Genomic DNA, 17,567 nt, shown 5'->3' with positions numbered 1-17,567 from the left:
ACTCATGCAAGGCTGTCCCGCCAGGCCCGGTGCAGATCCGCGAACCGGCCCGTACCGGCGATGAGTTCGGCCGGCGGCCCGTCCTCGACGACCCGCCCGTGCTCCATCACCAGCACCCGGTCGGCGATCTCCACGGTCGACAGCCGGTGCGCGATGACCACGGCCGTACGACCGTTCAGCACCGTCGACATCGCGCGCTGCACGGCCCGTTCACCCGGGATGTCCAGCGAGCTGGTCGCCTCGTCGAGGATCAGCACTGCCGGATCGGCGAGCAACGCCCGTGCGAACGCGACCAGTTGGCGCTGCCCGGCGGAGATTCGGCCGCCTCGTTTGCGTACGTCCGTGTCGTAGCCCTCGGGCAGGGCGCTGATGAAATCGTGCGCGCCGATCGCCTTCGCCGCCCGCTCGATCTCCTCGCGCTCGGCGTCCGGGCGGCCTATGGCGATGTTGTCGGCGACGCTCCCGGAGAACAGGAAGGCCTCCTGCGTCACCATCACGACCCCGCGCCGCAGCTCGGAGTTGGAAAGGTCGCGGAGATCGACGTCGTCGAGGAGGATCCGCCCCTCGGTGGGGTCGTAGAAGCGGGCGAGCAGCTTGGCCAGGGTGGACTTGCCCGCGCCGGTCGAGCCGACGACGGCGACGGTCTGCCCGGCCGGGAGGGTGAGGTCGAAGCGGGGCAGCACCTCGCCGCCGGTGCGGTACGCGAACCGGACCTCGTCGAAGACGACCTCGCGACCGGGGTGCTCGGACTCAAGTACCGGAAGCGGCTTGGGAGTTGACGGTTCGGGGACGGAGGGTGTCTGGGCGAGCAGCCCGGAGATCTTCTCCAGGGAGGCGGTGGCCGACTGATAGGAGTTGAGGAACATGCCGAGCCGGTCGATGGGGTCGTACAGCCGGCGCAGATACAGCACGGCGGCGGCCAGCACACCCAGTTCGAGCGAGTCGTCCGCGACGCGGTGGGCGCCCCACAACACCATCGCCGCGACAGCGGTGTTGGCGACGACGCGGGAGCTGACGACGTAACGGGCCATCTCCAGCAGCGCGTCGCCGTTCCTGCGCTCGTGCCGCTTGTTGAGGACCGCGAACTCGGCGTCGTTGACGGCCTCGCGGCGGAACGCGCGCACCGGCCGGATGCCGTTCATCGTCTCGACGAACTTGACGATGACGGAGGCGATGGCGGTGGACCGCAGCCCGTACACGCGGCCGGCCCGGCGGCGGTAGGACCGGATGAGGAGGCCGAGGGGGACGAAGGACGCGACGGCGAGCGCGCCGAGGCCGAAGTCCAGCCAGAGCAGGGTCGCCGAGATGTACGCGAACGACAGGGCGACGGTGACGAGTTCCTGCAGTCCGTCGTTCAGCAGCTCGCGCAGCGACTCGACGTCCGCCGTGGAACGGGAGATCAGCCGGCCCGAGGTGTAGCGCTCGTGGAAGTCGAGGCTGAGGGCCTGCGCGTGCCGGAAGATCCGGCCGCGCAGATCGAGCAGGGCGTCCTGGCTGACCCGGGCGGCGGATCCGATGAACCAGTACTGGAGCCCGCCGGAGGCCAGCGCGCAGAGGAGATAGCCGACGCCGACGGCGACGAGCGGTCCGTTGTCGTGGTCGCGGAAGGCCGGTACGGCACTGTCGATCGCGTAGGCGACGAGCAGCGGGCCCGCCTGGACGGCCGCCTGCTGGAGCAGCAGAAGCACGGCGGTGAGGACGACCCGGCCCTTCATCGGGGCGAGGAGGGAGCGGAGCAGGCCGGCGGTGGCGCCCTTGGGGGTGGGGAGGTCGTCCTGGTCGAAGGGGTCGCCGGGGGCGGGGAGTTGGGCAGTGGTGAGAGCGGCCTCCGTCTGGGGCTCGGGGGGTTGTTCGTCGTCGGGGGTCGGCGCGGTCGTCGTGGGCGCCGTCATCGGGCGGCCTCCTCGAAGCTGTCGGTGCTGCTGCTGCTGTCGTCGTGGCCGTGGCCGTGGTCGCGGTCGGTCTCCTCGTCCGCGCCGGCCATCAGCCAGGCGTACTCGGCGTTCGTCCGCAGGAGCTCGTGGTGCGTGCCCACGGCGGCGACCCGGCCGCCGGAGAGCAGGGCGACACGGTCGGCGAGCAGGACCGTGGACGGGCGGTGCGCCACGATCAGGGCGGTGGTGTCGGCGAGGACCCGGCGCAGCGCGGCCTCGACGGCGGCCTCCGTGTGCACGTCCAGCGCGGACAGGGGGTCGTCGAGGACGAGGAATCTGGGCTTGCCCACGACCGCGCGGGCCAGCGCGAGCCGCTGCCGCTGGCCGCCGGAGAGGCTGAGGCCCTGCTCGCCGACCTGGGTGTCGATGCCCTGCGGGAGGGAGTGCACGAAATCGGCCTGAGCGACGGACAGCGCGTGCCGCAACTCGGCCTCTCCTGCTTCCTCCCCGGCCCCCATGAGGACGTTCTCGCCGACGCTCGCCGAGAAGAGGGTGGGCTCCTCGAAGGCGACGGCGACCAGGGCGCGCAGCTCTTCTCTGGGCAGGGCGGAGATGTCGTGCCCGTCGAGGGTGATACGCCCCGAGGTCACCTCGTGCAGTCGGGGGACGAGCGCGGTCAGCGTGGTCTTGCCGCTGCCGGTCGTCCCGACGAGGGCCATGGACTCACCTGGACGGATGTGGAGGTCGACGCGGTCGAGGACGGGAGGGGAGTTGTCGGGGGCGTCGGGGTACCGGAAGGTGACGTTGTGGAAGTGCAGGCCGCGGCTGGCGTCGGCCGTGTCGGACGCGCCCGGGCGCGGCGGCATGGCTTCGCCGGGTCGCGGGTTGTTGGCTGCGGGCCCGGTGGGGGCTGGTCGCGCAGTTCCCCGCGCCCCTTTGGGGGCGCCGTAGTGGCCGTTGGGGGTCGCGTGCCCGTCGGTCGCGGCGGAGGCACCCGCCGCATCAGGCACACCGGCCGCACCGGCTCCACCGGCCGCACCGGCTCCACCGGCCGCACCGGCTCCACCGGCCGCACCGGCTCCACCGGCCGCACCGGCTCCACCGGCCGCACCGGCTCCACCGGCCGCACCGGCTCCACCGGCCGCACCGGCCCCGCCGGAGGCCGACGCAGGGACACCGCCGCCGGGGACCGCCTTGCTCCCCGCCTCCCCTGCCTCATCCGCTCCCTCCGGCCCCTCGTCCATCACCTCGAAGTACCGTTCCGTGGCTGTCGCCGCGTCCTGGCTCATTGCCAGGAGGAAGCCGATGGAGTCGACGGGCCAGCGCAGGGCGAGGGCCGTCGACAGGAAGGCGACCAGGGTGCCTGCCGAGAGGTCGCCGTCGGCCACCTGCACGGTGCCCAGCACCAGTGCCGCTCCGATCGCCAGTTCCGGCAGGGTGACGATCACCGCCCAGATCGACGACAGCAGGCGGGCCTTGTGCAGTTCGGTGCCGCGCAGGGTCCGTGCCAGTTCGCGGAAGGCGCGTGCCTGGCTGCGGTGTCGGCCGAACCCCTTGATGATCCGGATGCCGAGCACGCTCTCCTCGACGACCGTCGTCAGGTCGCCCACCTGGTCCTGGGCCCGCCGGGCCACGAGGTGGTAGCGCCGCTCGAAGACGATGCACACGATCAGTACGGGGATGGCGGGTCCCAGGATCACCAGCCCCAGCGACCAGTCCTGGACCAGCATGATGATCACGCCTACCAGGATCGTCACCGCGTTGACCAGCAGGAATGTGAGGGGGAAGGCGAGGAACATGCGCAGCAGCATCAGGTCCGAAGTTGCCCGGGAGAGCAGTTGTCCGGACGGCCAGCGGTCGTGGAAGGCGACCGGCAGCCGCTGGAGCCGCTGGTACAGATCCGCCCGCATCGCCGCCTCGACCCCCGCCAGCGGCCGGGCCACCAGCCACCGCCGCAGCCCGAACAGCAGCGCCTCCCCGAGCCCGAGCAGCAGCAGCCACAGCGCCCCGAGCCACACGCCGCGCGAGTCACGGTCGGCGATCGGTCCGTCCACCATCCACTTCAGGACGAGCGGGATCACCAGCCCCATGCACGACGCGAGTATGGCGACGAACGCGGCGCTGAACAGCCGTACACGCACCGGCCGTACATACGGCCACAGGCGCAGCAGCGTACGTACAGCGGAACGGCCACGGTTGTTCGCGGTTTCGGGTTCCTTGGTGTTTGCACGTGTCGTGGGCATCAAGAGCGAGCCTACGGACCACCACTGACAGTGCCTACCGAGTTTTGACCCGGATCAGGTCGGGCGCTGGTCCTACGACCTGCGTGTTCGAGAGACCGTACGGTCGGTCGTGCGGTCGGTCGTGCGGTCGGTCGTACGGGCGCATCAACCGATCGGCTGATGCCGGTCCGAGCGCGTCGGCCGATGTGCCGCCCCCGCCCCGACCGCGAACCTGATGCCATGTCCGTCATCGAAGTGAACGAACTGCGCAAGTCCTACGGTGGCCGGCCGGTCGTGGACGGCGTCTCCTTCGCCGTCGAGGAGGGCGAGATCTTCGGGATCCTCGGCCCGAACGGCGCCGGCAAGACCACCACCGTCGAGTGCGTCGAGGGCCTGCGGGTGCCCGACGCGGGCCGGGTCCGGGTCACCGGCCTCGACCCGGTCACCGACCACGAGGCCACCAGCCGCGTCCTGGGCGCCCAGCTCCAGCAGAGCGAGCTGCAGGCCAAACTGACCGTCCGCGAGGCCCTTGAGCTGTACGCGGCCTTCTATCCGCACCCGGCCGACTGGCGTCCGCTGGCCGAACGCCTCGGCCTGACCGACCGGCTCACCGCCAGGTTCGGCAAGCTCTCCGGTGGCCAGAAACAGCGCCTGTTCATCGCGCTCGCGCTCATCGGCAACCCCAGGGTCGTCGTCCTCGACGAACTGACCACCGGACTCGACCCCCGCGCCCGCCGGGACACCTGGCAGCTCATCGAGGACGTACGGGCGAGCGGGGTGACCGTCCTCCTGGTCACCCACTTCATGGAGGAGGCGCAGCGGCTCTGCGACCGGATCGCCGTGATCGACAAGGGGCGGATCGCCGCCCTGGACACCCCGGCCGGCCTGATCCGCCGCTCGGCGGGCGCCACGGTGATCAGCTTCACGCCGTCCGGGCCCCTGCCCGAGGACGCCCTGACCGCGCTTCCGGCGCTCGCGTCGGTCGAGTACAAGGACGGCCGGGTCACCCTCTCCGGCACCGACGAGACCGTCAACGCCGTCATCACCCTCCTCGCCCGCAGCCATGTCACGGCCCACCAACTCCGTGTCACCGACGCCACGTTGGACGACGCGTTCCTCGACCTCACGAAGGAGGAGGCGGCATGAGCAGTACGTCCGTACTGAGGACCGAGGTCCGGCTCTTCCGGCGCGAGCCGGGCGCGCTGTTCTGGGTCCTGCTGTTCCCGACCATCCTGCTGGTGATCCTCGGCTCCATCCCGTCCTTCCGCGACCCCGACCCGGCCTTCGACGGCCTGCGCCCGGTGGACGCCTACGTTCCGGTGGCCGTGCTGCTCGGCATGATCGTGGGCGGCCTCCAGTCGATGCCGCAGACCCTCACCGGCTATCGCGAGCAGGGCATCCTGCGTCGCATGTCGACCACACCGGTCCGTCCCTCCACCCTGCTGTCCGCGCAGATGACGGTCTACGGCGGTGCCGCCCTGGCGTCGGCACTCACAGCCCTCGTCGTGGGCCGCCTGGCCTTCGACGTACGACTGCCCGAGCAGCCCTTCGGTTACGTCCTCGCCCTGATCCTGGCCGTGCTGGCCGCCCTCGCCCTGGGCGCCCTCGTCTCCGCTCTCTCCCGCTCGACGAAGATCGCGGCGGCGATCGGCTCGGCCGTGTTCTTCCCGGCGATGTTCTGCGCGGGCGTGTGGGCGCCGGTGCAGACCATGCCGGACGTGCTGGCCAGGATCGTCGGGTACACACCGTTCGGCGCGGCGGCGCAGGCGCTGAACCAGGCGGCGGCGGGGGACTGGCCCGGCTGGGACCACCTGGGCGTGCTGGTGGCCTGGACGGTGCTGCTGACGGCGGGCGCCGCGCGCTGGTTCCGGTGGGAGTAGGCGGGGGCGGGCGAGAGCCCGTGCAGACTGGGGAGATGACCGCGCAGACCGGGGACATGACCGCGGTGGACCAGGACCAGGACCAGATCGAGCACCGTCAGGACCAGGTCCACACCTGGGGGGTCTACGGGCTGCTCGCCGTCTCCAGCCTGCTCACGGTCGTCGCCGGCGGGCTGGTGGGGAGCCGCGCCGAGTGGTACGCGGCCGGGGCACTGGTGCTCGCCGCGGTCCTGCTCCAGCTGTGGCACGGGCCCCGCCGCGGCCCCCGTACCCCGTCCTGGCGCGGGACCGTCTACTACGGTCTGCGCTGGGCGATCTCCTTCGCCCTCACCTGGATCAACCCGTTCTTCGGGTTCTTCGCGGCCACCGGCTACTTCGACAGCGACGAGACGATCGTCGGACCGTGGCGGCAGCGGTTCGGTCTCTTCGCCACCGCCGTCGTGGTGGCGGGCACGCAGGCCGGTGGGCTGCCCTTCCACAGCTTCGTCCAGTGGCCGCTGTTCGGCGTGATGCTGCTGACGAACACCGCCATGCTGGGGCTGGCCGGCCATGTCGCCCAGCAGCAGGAGCAGCGCTCTCGCGACCGGGCCGTCACCATCGCCGAACTCGAGCGCACCAACACGGCGTTGCAGCAGGCCCTCGACGAGAACGCCGCTCTGCACGCCCAACTCCTCGTCCAGGCAAGGGAGGCGGGCGTCGCCGACGAACGCCGTCGGCTGGCCGCCGAGATCCACGACACCATCGCCCAGGCCCTGACCGGGATCATCGCCCAGCTCCAGGTGGTGACGAACACCCCCGACCGGACCCTGGCACGCGAGCACATCGACCGCGCCATGAAGCTGGCCCGCCACAGCCTCGGCGAGGCTCGCCGCTCCGTACAGAACCTGGCTCCCGTGGCCCTGGAGAACGACGGACTGCCGGGCGCCCTGCGGAAGACGGTCGCCGACTGGGCCGAACGGACAGGCGTACGCGCCGAGTTCACGGTCACCGGAGCGTCGGAGCAACTCCACGCGGAACTCTCGGCAACCCTCCTGCGCATCGCCCAGGAAGCCCTGTCGAACGCCTCCCGGCACGCCCGCGCGACCCGGGTCGGCGTCACCCTCACCTACCTCGGCGACGAGGTGATCCTCGACATCCGCGACGACGGCCAGGGCTTCGACCCGCTCGCCGTCCGCGAACGCACCGGCACGGGAGGCTTCGGCCTCGACGGCATGCGCGCCCGCGCCGAACGCATCGCGGGCTCACTCACCCTGGAGTCGGAGCGGGGCCACGGCACGGCGGTCTCGGCACGCGTACCGTTGGTCCCCCATGACAGCTGACCTGCCCATCACCCTCCTGATCGTCGACGACCACCCGGTGGTACGGGACGGTCTGCGCGGCATGTTCGAGTCGGCGCCGGGCTTCACGGTGCTGGCCGAGGCGTCGAACGGCGTGGAGGCGGTAACCCTGGCCACCGCCCTCGACCCGGACGTGATCCTGATGGACCTGCGCATGCCGGGCGGGGGAGGCGTGGAGGCCATCGCGGAGCTGACACGGACCGGCGCCCGGGCGAAGATCCTCGTCCTCACGACGTACGACACGGACTCCGACACCCTCCCCGCGATCGAGGCGGGCGCGACCGGCTACCTCCTCAAGGACGCCCCGAGGGACGAACTCTTCACAGCGGTACGGGCCGCCGCCCAGGGCCGTACGGTCCTCTCCCCGGCGGTCGCCTCCCGCCTGGTCTCGGCCGTCCGCACCCCGGGCAACGAGCCCCTCTCCGCCCGCGAACGCGAGGTCCTGGCCCTGGTCGCCAAGGGCACGTCGAACCGGGAGATCGCCCGCGTCCTGTTCATCAGCGAGGCCACGGTGAAGACCCATCTCACCCACCTGTACGGCAAGTTGGGCGTGAAGGACCGCGCGGCGGCGGTGGCGACGGCGTACCAGCGAGGGATTCTCGGCTAGTTCGGCCGGTTGGTTCGGCCGCCTCGACTAACTCGGGTACGGCAGAAGCCCGTTGGCGATCTCCTCCCAGGCGGCCTTCAGCTCGGCGAGCACCTCGGGCCGGTCCGGGGCGAGATCGGCCTGCTCGCGGGAGTCGGCGGCCAGGTTGTACAGATGATCGGTCTTCGCGGCGTCCTGGTAGTACTTCCAATCCCCGCGCCGCAGCGCCCGGTTGGCCCGCACCCGCCAGAACAGATCCCGCTCGGGCAGTTCTTCGTCCAGCAGCAGATACCCGCCGAGACTGGTCCCGTCCAGCGGGTAGGCCGGATCGGGCCGGGCACCGCCCAGCTCCAGGAAGGTCGCCGTCCAGTCGGGGGAGAAGTTGGGTACGTGGCTGACCTGGCGCCCGTCGATCCCGGCGGGCCAGCGCACGATCGTCGGCACCCGGATGCCGCCCTCCTGGAGCACGAACTTCTCGCCGCTCAGCGGCCACAGGTACGACCAGCGCTCACCGCCGTTGTCGCTGGCGAAGTACACCAGCGTGTTCTCCTCCTGCCCCGAGCGGCGCAGGGCGGCGAGCACCTCACCGACGGCCGCGTCCAGGCTCTGCACCATCTCCGTGTACTTCTCGACGGAGCCGCCGTCGTAGTGGTTGAGGGCCTTGCTGATCTCGGCCTGGGTCTTGGCGGCCCGGATCTTCGCGGCGATCTCGGCACCGGTCTCCTCGTCGCCCTCGGCGAGCCAGGGCCAGTGCGGGGTGGTGAAGTTGAGGTTGAGCAGCCAGGGCTTGTCGCCGTGGTCCCGGCCGACGTACTCGACGGCCCGCTCGGTGAGGACCTCGGTGTAGTACCGCAGGTCCTGATACTCGGCGTCGCCCTCGTACAGGTCGTGGTCGCCGAGCTGGCCGAGCTTGGAGAAGTACTCCAGCACACCCCCGTGATTGCCGAAGAACTCGTCCCACCCGGACTTGGTGGGGCTGTAGTCGGGCAGCCAGCCGCAGTGCCACTTGCCGATGAGCGCGGTGGAGTAGCCGGCCTTCTTCAACAGGGAGGCGAGGGTGGGGTGTTCGGGGTCGAGCCCCTGCGTCCTGTTGGCGATCGGCTCGGCGAGCCCGCCCGGGGTACGCCCCGGATACCTCCCCGTGTACAGACTGAAGCGGGTCGGCGAGCAGGTCGCGGACCCGGAGTAGGCGTCGGTGAACCTGACCCCCTGCCGGGCGAGCCGGTCCAGGTTGGGCGTCTTGATGTGCGGGGCGCCGTAGGAGGAGAGGTCGGCCCAGCCGAGGTCGTCGCCGAGGATGACGAGGAGGTTGGGACGGCGTCTGCCGTGCTGTCCGGCCGTACGGGCCCGGAACGGACGCTCGGCGGCAGCGGCAGGAGTCGTACCGGCGGCGGCAACGGCGGTGACGGCACCGCCACCGACGAGACCACCGAACGTACGCCGGGATATTTCGGGCATGCGGGAGTTCCTTAGGGCAGAGGGGGCCCACGAAGGGGACACCTAAGGGAAGTAGGTGAAGGAAGGGACCGTGGGCTCAGCGACAGATGGCGCTGGACTGCCGGCACAGGTCGACATGACGCCGTTCCACGAGCGCGATGTGCGCGCGGCGGAGACCGGCGGAGTTCCTCATGGTCATGGACGGTGCCAGGGGGACGCCAGGGGCGTCAAGAAGCTGTCCACGGACCGGAACCGGCACGGAATTCACGCGACACGAGGCACCGGCTCTGGAACGCTACGGAACCGACGACGTCGTGCCGCGCTGGACGGGTGATCAATGAGCTTCAAACTTGCCGGACCGGTTCTGGAGGGCTCCCGCGTACGCCTGGAGCCCCTGGACCACCGCCACGCACCGGACCTGGCCGAGGCGGCGGAGGAGGACCGCGGCTCGTACCGCTTCACCTCGGTACCGAGGGCGGCGGAGATCGGCGAGTACATCGACGCCCAGCACGCCCGGGCCGCCGCCGGACTGCTGGCTCCGTACGCGCAGGTGGACCGGGCCTCGGGGCGCGCGGTGGGCACCACGGCCTACTGGGAACCGAGGCTGTGGCCGGCGGGCGACGGCCTGTGCGCGATCGAGATCGGCTACACCTGGCTCGCGGCCTCGGCCCAGCGCACCGGCCTGAACCCCGAGGCCAAGTACCTCCTGTTCCGGCATGCGTTCGAGACCTGGCAGGTGGCCCGCGTGGACCTGAAGACGGACGCCCGCAACACCCGCTCCCGTGCGGCGATCGAAAGAACGGGCGCCCACTTCGAGGGGGTGCTGCGCAACTGGTCCCCGTCCTGGGTACCGGGCGAGGAGGGCAGGCTCCGGGACTCCGCGATCTTCTCGATCACGGCGGAGGAATGGCCGGACCGCCGGGCGGGCCTGGAACGACGCCTCGCGCGGGCTCGCTCCCTGGCCCAGGGACAGCCCTCCCTGGGAAGCGGCTGATGGTCGCCACTGTCCTCGCCGTCGTCGGGACGCTCCTCGGATCGATCGTCACCGGCACGTTCCAGCACCTGGCGGCCGGCCGTGCCGAACGCGCGGCCGCCGCTGAGCAGTTGCGCCGTGACCGGCTCGACGCGGTGACCACACTCGCCTCCGCCGGCTCCGACCACCGCCGGGCCCTGTGGATGCGCGGGGAGGCCCGGCTGCGCGGCGCCGACGACGCCGCACTGGAAGAACTCCGATCGAGGTCTCACTCCACCCGCTCCGCCATCACCCGGCCCCTGGTCGCACTGCGGCTCCTCGTGCCTGATCCGGCGGTCCATGCCACGGCACAGGCCATGGTCGTCGCCACCTACGACATGGTCGACGCCGCCACGAGCATCGAGGAACTCACCGTGGCGCAGGACACCGCACGTGCCGCACACGACCGCTTCATCGACGCGGCCGCCGCGTACTTCGGCACCCATACCTGACAACGCCCGTGCTGACGGCGGCCGGCTTCACGGGCACCCCTCACCCCACCACCCGCAACAACACCACAGCCCTCCCCGGCACCCTGATCACCTCACCCGCCCGGTACTCCACCCCCGGCGCCTCCCCCTGCTCCTCCCGCGACGTGTCGACGACCACCTCGTACCGTTCCGCCCAAGGCGCCCCCGGCAGTGCGAAGTCCGTCGGGCGGTCGCCCGCGTGCAGGACCGCCAGGAAGCTGTCGTCGACGATCGGGGCGCCCCGGGCGTCGCGGCCCGGGATGTCGCGGCCCGAGAGGTACATGCCCAGGGTCGCCGCCGGCGCGTACCAGTCCCGTTCCGTCATCTCCGTGCCCCCGGCGGTGAACCAGGCCAGGTCCCGCAGCCCGTCGGCCGAATGGGCCCGGCCGGAGAAGAACGCCCGGCGGCGCAGTACGGGGTGGCGGTGGCGCAACTCGATGAGACGGGCCGTCAGTTCGGTGAGCGCCCGCCAGCCCGGGTCCTCAAGCAGGCTCCAGTCCACCCAGCTGATCTCGTTGTCCTGGCAGTACGCGTTGTTGTTGCCGCCTTGCGTACGGCCCAGCTCGTCGCCTGCGACCAGCATCGGAACACCCGTCGACAGCAGCAATGTGGTCATCAAGTTCCTCAACTGGCGGCGCCGCAGCGCCAGTACCCGCTCGTCCTCCGTCTCTCCCTCCGTGCCGCAGTTCCAGGCGCGGTTGTCGTCCGTGCCGTCCCGATTGCCCTCGCCGTTGGCCTCGTTGTGCTTCCGCTCGTACGACACCAGGTCCCGCAGGGTGAAACCGTCGTGCGCCGTCACGAAGTTGACCGAGGCGTAGGGCCTGCGACCGCCCCATGCGTACAAGTCGCTTGAGCCCGACAGGCGGTAGCCGAGGTCCCTCACGTCCGGCAGTGCGCCCCGCCAGAAGTCCCGTACCGCGTTGCGGTAGCGGTCGTTCCACTCCGTCCAGAGGGGCGGGAACGCGCCCACTTGATAGCCCCCTGACCCCACGTCCCACGGCTCCGCGATCAGCTTCACCCGCCGCAGCACCGGGTCCTGCGCGATCACCGCCAGGAACGGGGACAGCATGTCGACGTCGTGCATCGAGCGGGCCAGGGCCGCCGCCAGGTCGAAGCGGAAGCCGTCCACCCCCATCTCCGTCACCCAGTACCGCAGCGAGTCCGTGATCAGGCGCAGTACGTGCGGCTGGACCACGTGGAGCGTGTTTCCGCAGCCTGTGTAGTCCGTGTAGCGGCGTGCGTCGTTCTGCAGGCGGTAGTAGCCCCTGTTGTCGATGCCCCGCAGGGACAGGGTCGGGCCGCGTTCGTCCGCCTCCGCCGTGTGGTTGTAGACCACGTCGAGGATGACCTCGATGCCCGCCGCGTGCAGCGCGCGCACCATGCGCTTGAACTCGCCGACCTGCCGGCCCGCCGTACCCGTCGCCGCGTACCCGGCGTGCGGGGCGAAGTAGCCGATCGAGTTGTAGCCCCAGTAGTTCTTCATGCCCCGGCGCAGCAGGTGGTCCTCGTGCGCGAACTGGTGGACAGGGAGCAGCTCCACCGCCGTCACTCCCAGCCGCACCAGGTGCTCTATCGCTGCCGGGTGGGCCAGGCCCGCGTACGTGCCCCGCAGTTCCTCCGGGATGCCCGGGTGGAGTTTCGTGAAGCCCTTCACATGGACCTCATAGATCACCGAGTCCGCCCACGGGGTCTTCGGGCGGCGGTCGTCCTCCCACTCGTCGTCGGTGGTGTCGTCGTGGACGACGACGCCCTTCGGGACGTACGGCGCCGAGTCGCGGTCGTCGCGCACGGTGTCCGCGACCTGCTGCTGGGGCCAGTCGCGGACATGCCCGTACACCTCGGGAGGCAGGTCGAAGTCGCCGTCCACCGCACGCGCGTACGGGTCCAGGAGCAGCTTCGCCGGGTTCCAGCGGGCGCCCGTCCAGGGGTCCCAGCGGCCGTGCACGCGGTAGCCGTACCGCTGGCCCGGCATGACCCCGGGCACGAAGCCGTGCCAGATCTCGTGCGTCAGCTCGGTGAGGGGCACACGGGTCTCCACCTCGCCCGCGCCCTCCTCCACCTCGCCGAACAGGCACAGCTCCACCGACTCCGCCCCACCCGCCCACAGCGCGAAGTTGGTGCCCGACACCCCGTCCGGGCCCGTGCGGAAACGCGCGCCCAGTGGCATCGGGGTTCCCGGCCACACGGGCACGGTGGGCAGCGCGGCGCGCGGTGCGCCGTTCAGCACGGTGTCGGGCAATACGGCGGCGGGGTGCCTCTCCTCGACGGCGCGCTGATCCGCCACCGCCTTCTCCTCGGCTGCGCTGGACACCTCTCCGCCTCCTGCGGCTCGTGGAACGAGTGGAACGAAGCGGGTACAGGGGCCGTGGCGTCCCGGCCGCGGCGCCCTGTCGCGTCGTTCTCCCCCCTGTTCTGCCCAGAGCATGGCTCGCACTCACGTTTCCCCAGGGCGGGCCGCGTCGTTGGGTCCTGCGTGAGGCACGAAACTGGGCGCGCTCGGCGCGCGAGGGCCGGGCTGGCCGCCGTACTGACATGGGCAGGACTGCTGGCCGGAGCCGCCGGCTGCACTTCGGAGGGGGTGGGCGGGACGGACTCGGTGTTCGGGAAACCCCGGGGGCGGGAGGACGTGATCCGCGTCTCCCCGGACGACGGCAGCCGTGCCGTGCGCCCCGACAACCCCCTTCTCGTACGGGTGCCCAGCGGGCGCCTGGAGTCTGTGAAGGTCGTGAAGGCGCAGGACGCGCAGGAGGCGGAGGTGGCCGGGCGGATCTCGGACGACGGGCTGTCCTGGCGGCCCGACGACGCGCGGCTCGCGCTGGCCGCCAGGTACACGGTCGACGTCGTGGCCCTCGATGCCCACGGACGCCGTTCGGCCCGGCACACGACTTTCACCACGTACGTGCCCGATGAGCGGTTCATCGGATACGTCACCCCGGAGAACCGCGCCACCGTCGGCACCGGAATGATCGTCTCCCTGGAGTTCAACCGGGAACTGAGGAACCGCGCCGCCGTCGAACGCGCCGTCCGCGTCACCGCGGAACCCGCCGTCGAGATCCGCCCGCACTGGTTCGGCGCCGACCGCCTCGACTTCCGCCCCGAGGAGTACTGGGCCCCGGGGACCAAGGTCACCGTCGAGCTGGGGCTGCGGGACGTCGAGGGGTCGCCCGGGGTGTACGGGATCCAGCAGAAGACGTTCACCTTCACCGTCGGCCGCAGCCAGGTCTCCCTGGTCGACGCCGCCGCGCACACCATGCAGGTGCGGCGCGACGGCGAACTGCTCGCCACGGTGCCGATCACGGCGGGGGCGCCCAAGACCACCACGTACAACGGGAAAATGGTGGTCACCGAGATGCTGGAACTGACCCGGATGAACGGTGCCACGGTCGGCTTCACGAAGAAGGACGGCAAGGGGGAGTACGACATCCCCGACGTCCCGCACGCGATGCGCCTGACCACCTCCGGCACCTTCCTGCACGGCAACTACTGGGCGCCGGACGCCTTCGGCAACACCAACGTCAGCCACGGCTGCGTCGGACTGCGGGATGTGAAGGGTGGCAGTTCGGACAGTCCGGCGGGCTGGTTCTTCGACCGGAGCCTCATCGGTGACGTCGTCGAGGTCGTCCACAGCAAGGACAAGAAGGTCGCTCCCGACAACGGGCTCGGCGGTTGGAACATGGGCTGGAAGGAGTGGAAAGCGGGCAGCGCCGTGAAGTAGCGGTTACTGAATCGACGTAAACAGTCGGGTCCGACAATCCGATGATGTTGGGACGGAACAGTGACCTTTCAGGGCCGCCGGGGGGTGTGACCTTGTGGTTAATATGCGCCGGGGTGCGCGGGACGCGCCGGGGAAGTGGGCCTGACCAGGCCACGGGAGGGGAGAAAGCTTGAACGCGCGACCAATATCGGGGGCAACGGGGGCACTGCTCGCCGGAGTTCTGCTCGTCGCCGTCACCGCGTGCAGCGGGGGCGGCGACTCGGGCTCAGGGGCCGACGACGCCAAGCCGAAGGGCACGGACTCCACCGCGACGCAGTCCCAGCAGTCGCAGGCGGTCGTCACCATCGCGCCCAAGAACGGCGCCAGGTCCGTGGACACCAACGGCGCCCTCACCGTCAGCGCCGCCAAGGGCAAGCTGACCGAGGTCAAGGTCGAGGACGCCAAGGGCAACCCGGTCGAGGGCACACTGACCGCCGGTGACACCAAGTGGGCGCCCTCGACGCATCTCACCGCGTCGACCACGTACAAGGTGCACGTCGTGGCGAAGGACGCCGAGGGGCGTACGGCGGCGGAGGAGTCCTCCTTCACCACCCTCACCCCGAAGAACACGTTCATCGGTACGTTCACGCCCGAGGACGGTTCCAAGGTCGGCGTGGGCATGCCGTTCTCGATCAGCTTCAGCAGGGGCATCACGTCCCCCGAGGACGTCGAGAAGGCGATCACCGTCAAGACCGAGCCGGCCGTCGACGTCGAGGGCCACTGGTTCGGCAACGACCGCCTCGACTTCCGCCCGGAGAAGTACTGGAAGCCGGGTACGAAGGTCACGGTCTCCCTCGCCCTCGACGGCGTCGAGGGACGCCCCGGTGTCTACGGCAAGCAGGCCAAGCAGGTCTCCTTCACCATCGGCCGCAGCCAGGTCTCGACGGTCGACGTCAAGACCAAGACGATGGTCGTACGCCGGGACGGCAAGGTCATCAAGACCATCCCCGTCACCACCGGTGCACCCGGCTACGAGACCTGGAACGGCCAGATGGTCATCACCGAGCGCCTCGAAGTGACCCGGATGAACGGCGAGACGGTCGGCTACGGCGGCGAGTACGACATCAAGGACGTGCCGCACGCCCAGCGGCTGACCACCTCCGGCACCTTCATCCACGGCAACTACTGGGCACCGAGCGCCTTCGGCAACTACAACGCCAGCCACGGCTGCATCGGCCTGAAGGACGTACGCGGCGGCTACGACGGCAAGGTCGCGGCGGCCTGGTTCTTCAACCGGTCGATGATCGGCGACGTGGTGATCGTGAAGAACTCCAACGACCGCATCGTCGACCCGGACAACGGGCTCAACGCCTGGAACATGTCCTGGGAGAAGTGGAAGGCGTAGCCCTTTCCCTTTGCTCTACGAGTTTCTGCGGGCCCGGTGTGACTGACAGCACCGGGCCCGTACGCGTTAGTCATGGTTAACCTGCCTCCATGACTGTGCATCTCGAAGTCGCCGAAGGTGTGGGCACGCTCCGGCTGGACCGTCCGCCCATGAACGCGCTGGACGTCGCCACCCAGGACCGCCTCAAGGAACTCGCGGAGGAGGCCACCCGTCGGGACGACGTACGGGCGGTCGTCGTGTACGGCGGGGAGAAGGTGTTCGCAGCCGGTGCGGACATCAAGGAGATGCAGGCCATGGACCACGCGGCGATGGTCGCCCGGGCCAGGGACCTGCAGGACTCCTTCAGCGCCGTCGCCCGTATCCCCAAGCCGGTCGTCGCCGCCGTCACGGGCTACGCGCTGGGCGGCGGCTGCGAGTTGGCGCTCTGCGCCGACTACCGCATCGCCGGTGACAACGCGAAGCTCGGCCAGCCGGAGATCCTGCTGGGCGTGATCCCCGGCGCCGGCGGTACGCAGCGGCTGTCCCGGCTGATCGGCCCCTCCAGGGCCAAGGACCTGATCTTCACCGGCCGGATGGTCAAGGCCGACGAGGCGCTGTCACTCGGTCTGGTGGACCGGGTCGTACCGGCCGCCGATGTCTACACCGAGGCGCACGCCTGGGCGGCGAAGCTCGCGCAGGGCCCGGCGATCGCGCTGCGCGCGGCGAAGGAGTCCATCGACGCGGGGCTGGAGACGGACCTGGAGACCGGGCTCGCGATCGAGCGGAACTGGTTCGCGGGCCTGTTCGCGACGGAGGACCGGGAGATCGGCATGCGGAGCTTCGTCAAGGAAGGCCCCGGCAGAGCGAAGTTCTTGTAAAGCGCCTGCAGTTGACGCGATGTCTGATTCCAGGTCCCTCGATAGGGCGGTTTACGGGAGCCTTAACCCAACCTTAAGCCTGTCTTGTCGAGGGGGCCTGCCGCTTGCCCGCAAGTGAGCTTCCGTCGCAGGTGGGAGGGGCTTTACCCCCCAACGGGATGTCTCTGGCATATGTCAGGGGATCGAATCGGAATGACTCATTCCGGGGAACGTATTCCTCGGGAACGGCCCCGGCGACCGGTTCGGGCGGCCATGATGGGGGCATGGCGGGGCTGGAGGGCATGGAACAGCCGCGGGGACACGCCCGTGCGACGGCAGCGCGGTGGTCGCCTGCGGTCGAGGACGAACGGGCGCTCAAGGCGTTCGAGTTGTTCGGAAACCCCACAGAGCGCGAGATCAGGCTGCCGTCCCGCCCCGAGTCCGCCGCGACCGCGCGCCGCCTCGCCCAGATCGTCGTGCTGCGCCACTGGGGGCTCACCCCCAAGATGACGGAGGACGCGGTCCTGCTCGTCTCCGAACTGGTCGGCAACGCCGTACGCCACACCGGCGCGAGAGTCTTCGGCCTGCACATGCGCCGGCGCCGGGGATGGATCCGGGTGGAGGTCCGGGACCCCTCGCGGGGGCTGCCGTGTCTGATGCCGGTCCAGGAGATGGACATCAGCGGGCGGGGGCTGATGCTGGTGGACAAGCTCTCCGACCGGTGGGGGGTCGACCTCCTGCCGCGCGGAAAGACGACGTGGTTCGAGATGCGGGTCGCCGACAGGTAGGCGTCTACGGCTCCATGGTTGAGTGG

15 protein-coding genes are annotated in these 17,567 nt (G+C 70.5%); 10 read left to right on the top strand and 5 right to left on the bottom strand.

What is annotated here, in order from left to right:
• Positions 1-2: 2 nt before the first annotated feature.
• Entirely contained in the window at positions 3-1,892 is a 1,890-nt protein-coding gene (locus LUX31_RS11695) for an ABC transporter ATP-binding protein (protein ID WP_235474718.1), read from the bottom strand.
• Positions 1,889-4,117, bottom strand: a complete 2,229-nt coding sequence (locus tag LUX31_RS11690; protein ID WP_235474717.1) for an ABC transporter ATP-binding protein — start codon at positions 4,115-4,117, stop codon at positions 1,889-1,891. Before LUX31_RS11690 ends, LUX31_RS11695 begins: the two co-directional genes overlap by 4 nt.
• A 219-nt stretch (positions 4,118-4,336) precedes the next feature.
• On the opposite strand from LUX31_RS11690, the gene LUX31_RS11685 reads away from it, so the two are divergent.
• Genes LUX31_RS11685 through LUX31_RS11670 form a run of 4 tightly spaced genes read left to right on the top strand, consistent with a single transcriptional unit; the run spans position 4,337 to position 7,920 of the window.
• Positions 4,337-5,242 (top strand): ABC transporter ATP-binding protein, encoded by a 906-nt coding sequence (locus tag LUX31_RS11685; RefSeq protein ID WP_235474716.1) that lies wholly within the window; start codon positions 4,337-4,339, stop codon positions 5,240-5,242.
• The gene (locus LUX31_RS11680) at positions 5,239-5,976 is read left to right on the top strand and encodes an ABC transporter permease (protein ID WP_235474715.1); all 738 of its coding nucleotides are present in this window, start codon (positions 5,239-5,241) and stop codon (positions 5,974-5,976) included. Before LUX31_RS11685 ends, LUX31_RS11680 begins: the two co-directional genes overlap by 4 nt.
• Before the next feature lie 56 nt (positions 5,977-6,032).
• Entirely contained in the window at positions 6,033-7,295 is a 1,263-nt protein-coding gene (locus LUX31_RS11675) for a sensor histidine kinase (RefSeq protein ID WP_235479884.1), read from the top strand.
• Positions 7,285-7,920 (top strand): response regulator, encoded by a 636-nt coding sequence (locus LUX31_RS11670; RefSeq protein ID WP_235474714.1) that lies wholly within the window; start codon positions 7,285-7,287, stop codon positions 7,918-7,920. Before LUX31_RS11675 ends, LUX31_RS11670 begins: the two co-directional genes overlap by 11 nt.
• Before the next feature lie 27 nt (positions 7,921-7,947).
• Here LUX31_RS11670 and LUX31_RS11665 read toward each other — a convergent pair whose 3' ends face one another.
• Complete coding sequence (locus LUX31_RS11665; RefSeq protein WP_235474713.1) at positions 7,948-9,357, bottom strand: sulfatase family protein; 1,410 nt, start codon at positions 9,355-9,357, stop codon at positions 7,948-7,950.
• A 76-nt stretch (positions 9,358-9,433) separates the two neighbouring features.
• On the bottom strand, positions 9,434-9,529 hold the full coding sequence (locus LUX31_RS37660) for a putative leader peptide (RefSeq protein ID WP_328285649.1): 96 nt from the start codon (positions 9,527-9,529) through the stop codon (positions 9,434-9,436).
• 144 nt (positions 9,530-9,673) lie between these two features.
• Between LUX31_RS37660 and LUX31_RS11660 the strand changes: the two genes are divergently transcribed.
• Together LUX31_RS11660 and LUX31_RS11655 are read left to right on the top strand one after the other, a co-directional pair.
• Entirely contained in the window at positions 9,674-10,330 is a 657-nt protein-coding gene (locus LUX31_RS11660) for a GNAT family N-acetyltransferase (protein WP_235474712.1), read from the top strand.
• Positions 10,330-10,800 (top strand): hypothetical protein, encoded by a 471-nt coding sequence (locus LUX31_RS11655; protein ID WP_235474711.1) that lies wholly within the window; start codon positions 10,330-10,332, stop codon positions 10,798-10,800. The genes LUX31_RS11660 and LUX31_RS11655 overlap by 1 nt, the downstream gene beginning before the upstream one ends.
• Before the next feature lie 40 nt (positions 10,801-10,840).
• Here LUX31_RS11655 and glgX read toward each other — a convergent pair whose 3' ends face one another.
• The gene (glgX, locus tag LUX31_RS11650) at positions 10,841-13,129 is read right to left on the bottom strand and encodes a glycogen debranching protein GlgX (protein WP_235474710.1); all 2,289 of its coding nucleotides are present in this window, start codon (positions 13,127-13,129) and stop codon (positions 10,841-10,843) included.
• 162 nt (positions 13,130-13,291) lie between these two features.
• On the opposite strand from glgX, the gene LUX31_RS11645 reads away from it, so the two are divergent.
• From LUX31_RS11645 to LUX31_RS11630, 4 genes are all read left to right on the top strand, one after another.
• Positions 13,292-14,533, top strand: coding sequence for a L,D-transpeptidase (locus LUX31_RS11645; RefSeq protein WP_235474709.1), 1,242 nt, complete (start codon positions 13,292-13,294; stop codon positions 14,531-14,533).
• Between the two features lie 169 nt (positions 14,534-14,702).
• A complete protein-coding gene (locus LUX31_RS11640) occupies positions 14,703-15,917 on the top strand; it encodes a L,D-transpeptidase (protein ID WP_235474708.1) in 1,215 nt (404 codons plus the stop codon).
• A gap of 89 nt (positions 15,918-16,006) precedes the next feature.
• On the top strand, positions 16,007-16,774 hold the full coding sequence (locus LUX31_RS11635; RefSeq protein WP_235474707.1) for an enoyl-CoA hydratase/isomerase family protein: 768 nt from the start codon (positions 16,007-16,009) through the stop codon (positions 16,772-16,774).
• Positions 16,775-17,037: 263 nt separating this feature from the next.
• Positions 17,038-17,541: an ATP-binding protein gene (locus tag LUX31_RS11630; RefSeq protein WP_235474706.1), complete on the top strand. Its 504-nt coding sequence runs from the start codon at positions 17,038-17,040 to the stop codon at positions 17,539-17,541.
• Positions 17,542-17,567: the final 26 nt, after the last annotated feature.

The organism is Streptomyces sp. GQFP (genome assembly GCF_021545335.1).
Classification (GTDB): Bacteria; Actinomycetota; Actinomycetes; order Streptomycetales; family Streptomycetaceae; genus Streptomyces.
The sequence above is the reverse complement of the archived record's forward strand: the minus strand, read 5'-3'. Positions and strand labels throughout refer to the sequence as shown.

Excerpts from the sequence above, each read along its gene's own strand:
- LUX31_RS11695 (WP_235474718.1), bottom strand. The coding sequence starts at position 1,892 with ATGACGGCGCCCACGACGACCGCGCCGACCCCCGACGACGAACAACCC.
- LUX31_RS11630 (WP_235474706.1), top strand. The coding sequence starts at position 17,038 with ATGGCGGGGCTGGAGGGCATGGAACAGCCGCGGGGACACGCCCGTGCG.
- LUX31_RS11675 (WP_235479884.1), top strand. The coding sequence starts at position 6,033 with ATGACCGCGGTGGACCAGGACCAGGACCAGATCGAGCACCGTCAGGAC.
- LUX31_RS11685 (WP_235474716.1), top strand. The coding sequence starts at position 4,337 with ATGTCCGTCATCGAAGTGAACGAACTGCGCAAGTCCTACGGTGGCCGG.
- LUX31_RS11665 (WP_235474713.1), bottom strand. The coding sequence starts at position 9,357 with ATGCCCGAAATATCCCGGCGTACGTTCGGTGGTCTCGTCGGTGGCGGT.
- LUX31_RS11635 (WP_235474707.1), top strand. The coding sequence starts at position 16,007 with ATGACTGTGCATCTCGAAGTCGCCGAAGGTGTGGGCACGCTCCGGCTG.
- LUX31_RS11690 (WP_235474717.1), bottom strand. The coding sequence starts at position 4,117 with ATGCCCACGACACGTGCAAACACCAAGGAACCCGAAACCGCGAACAAC.
- LUX31_RS11660 (WP_235474712.1), top strand. The coding sequence starts at position 9,674 with ATGAGCTTCAAACTTGCCGGACCGGTTCTGGAGGGCTCCCGCGTACGC.
- LUX31_RS37660 (WP_328285649.1), bottom strand. The coding sequence starts at position 9,529 with ATGAGGAACTCCGCCGGTCTCCGCCGCGCGCACATCGCGCTCGTGGAA.
- LUX31_RS11680 (WP_235474715.1), top strand. The coding sequence starts at position 5,239 with ATGAGCAGTACGTCCGTACTGAGGACCGAGGTCCGGCTCTTCCGGCGC.
- LUX31_RS11655 (WP_235474711.1), top strand. The coding sequence starts at position 10,330 with ATGGTCGCCACTGTCCTCGCCGTCGTCGGGACGCTCCTCGGATCGATC.
- LUX31_RS11670 (WP_235474714.1), top strand. The coding sequence starts at position 7,285 with ATGACAGCTGACCTGCCCATCACCCTCCTGATCGTCGACGACCACCCG.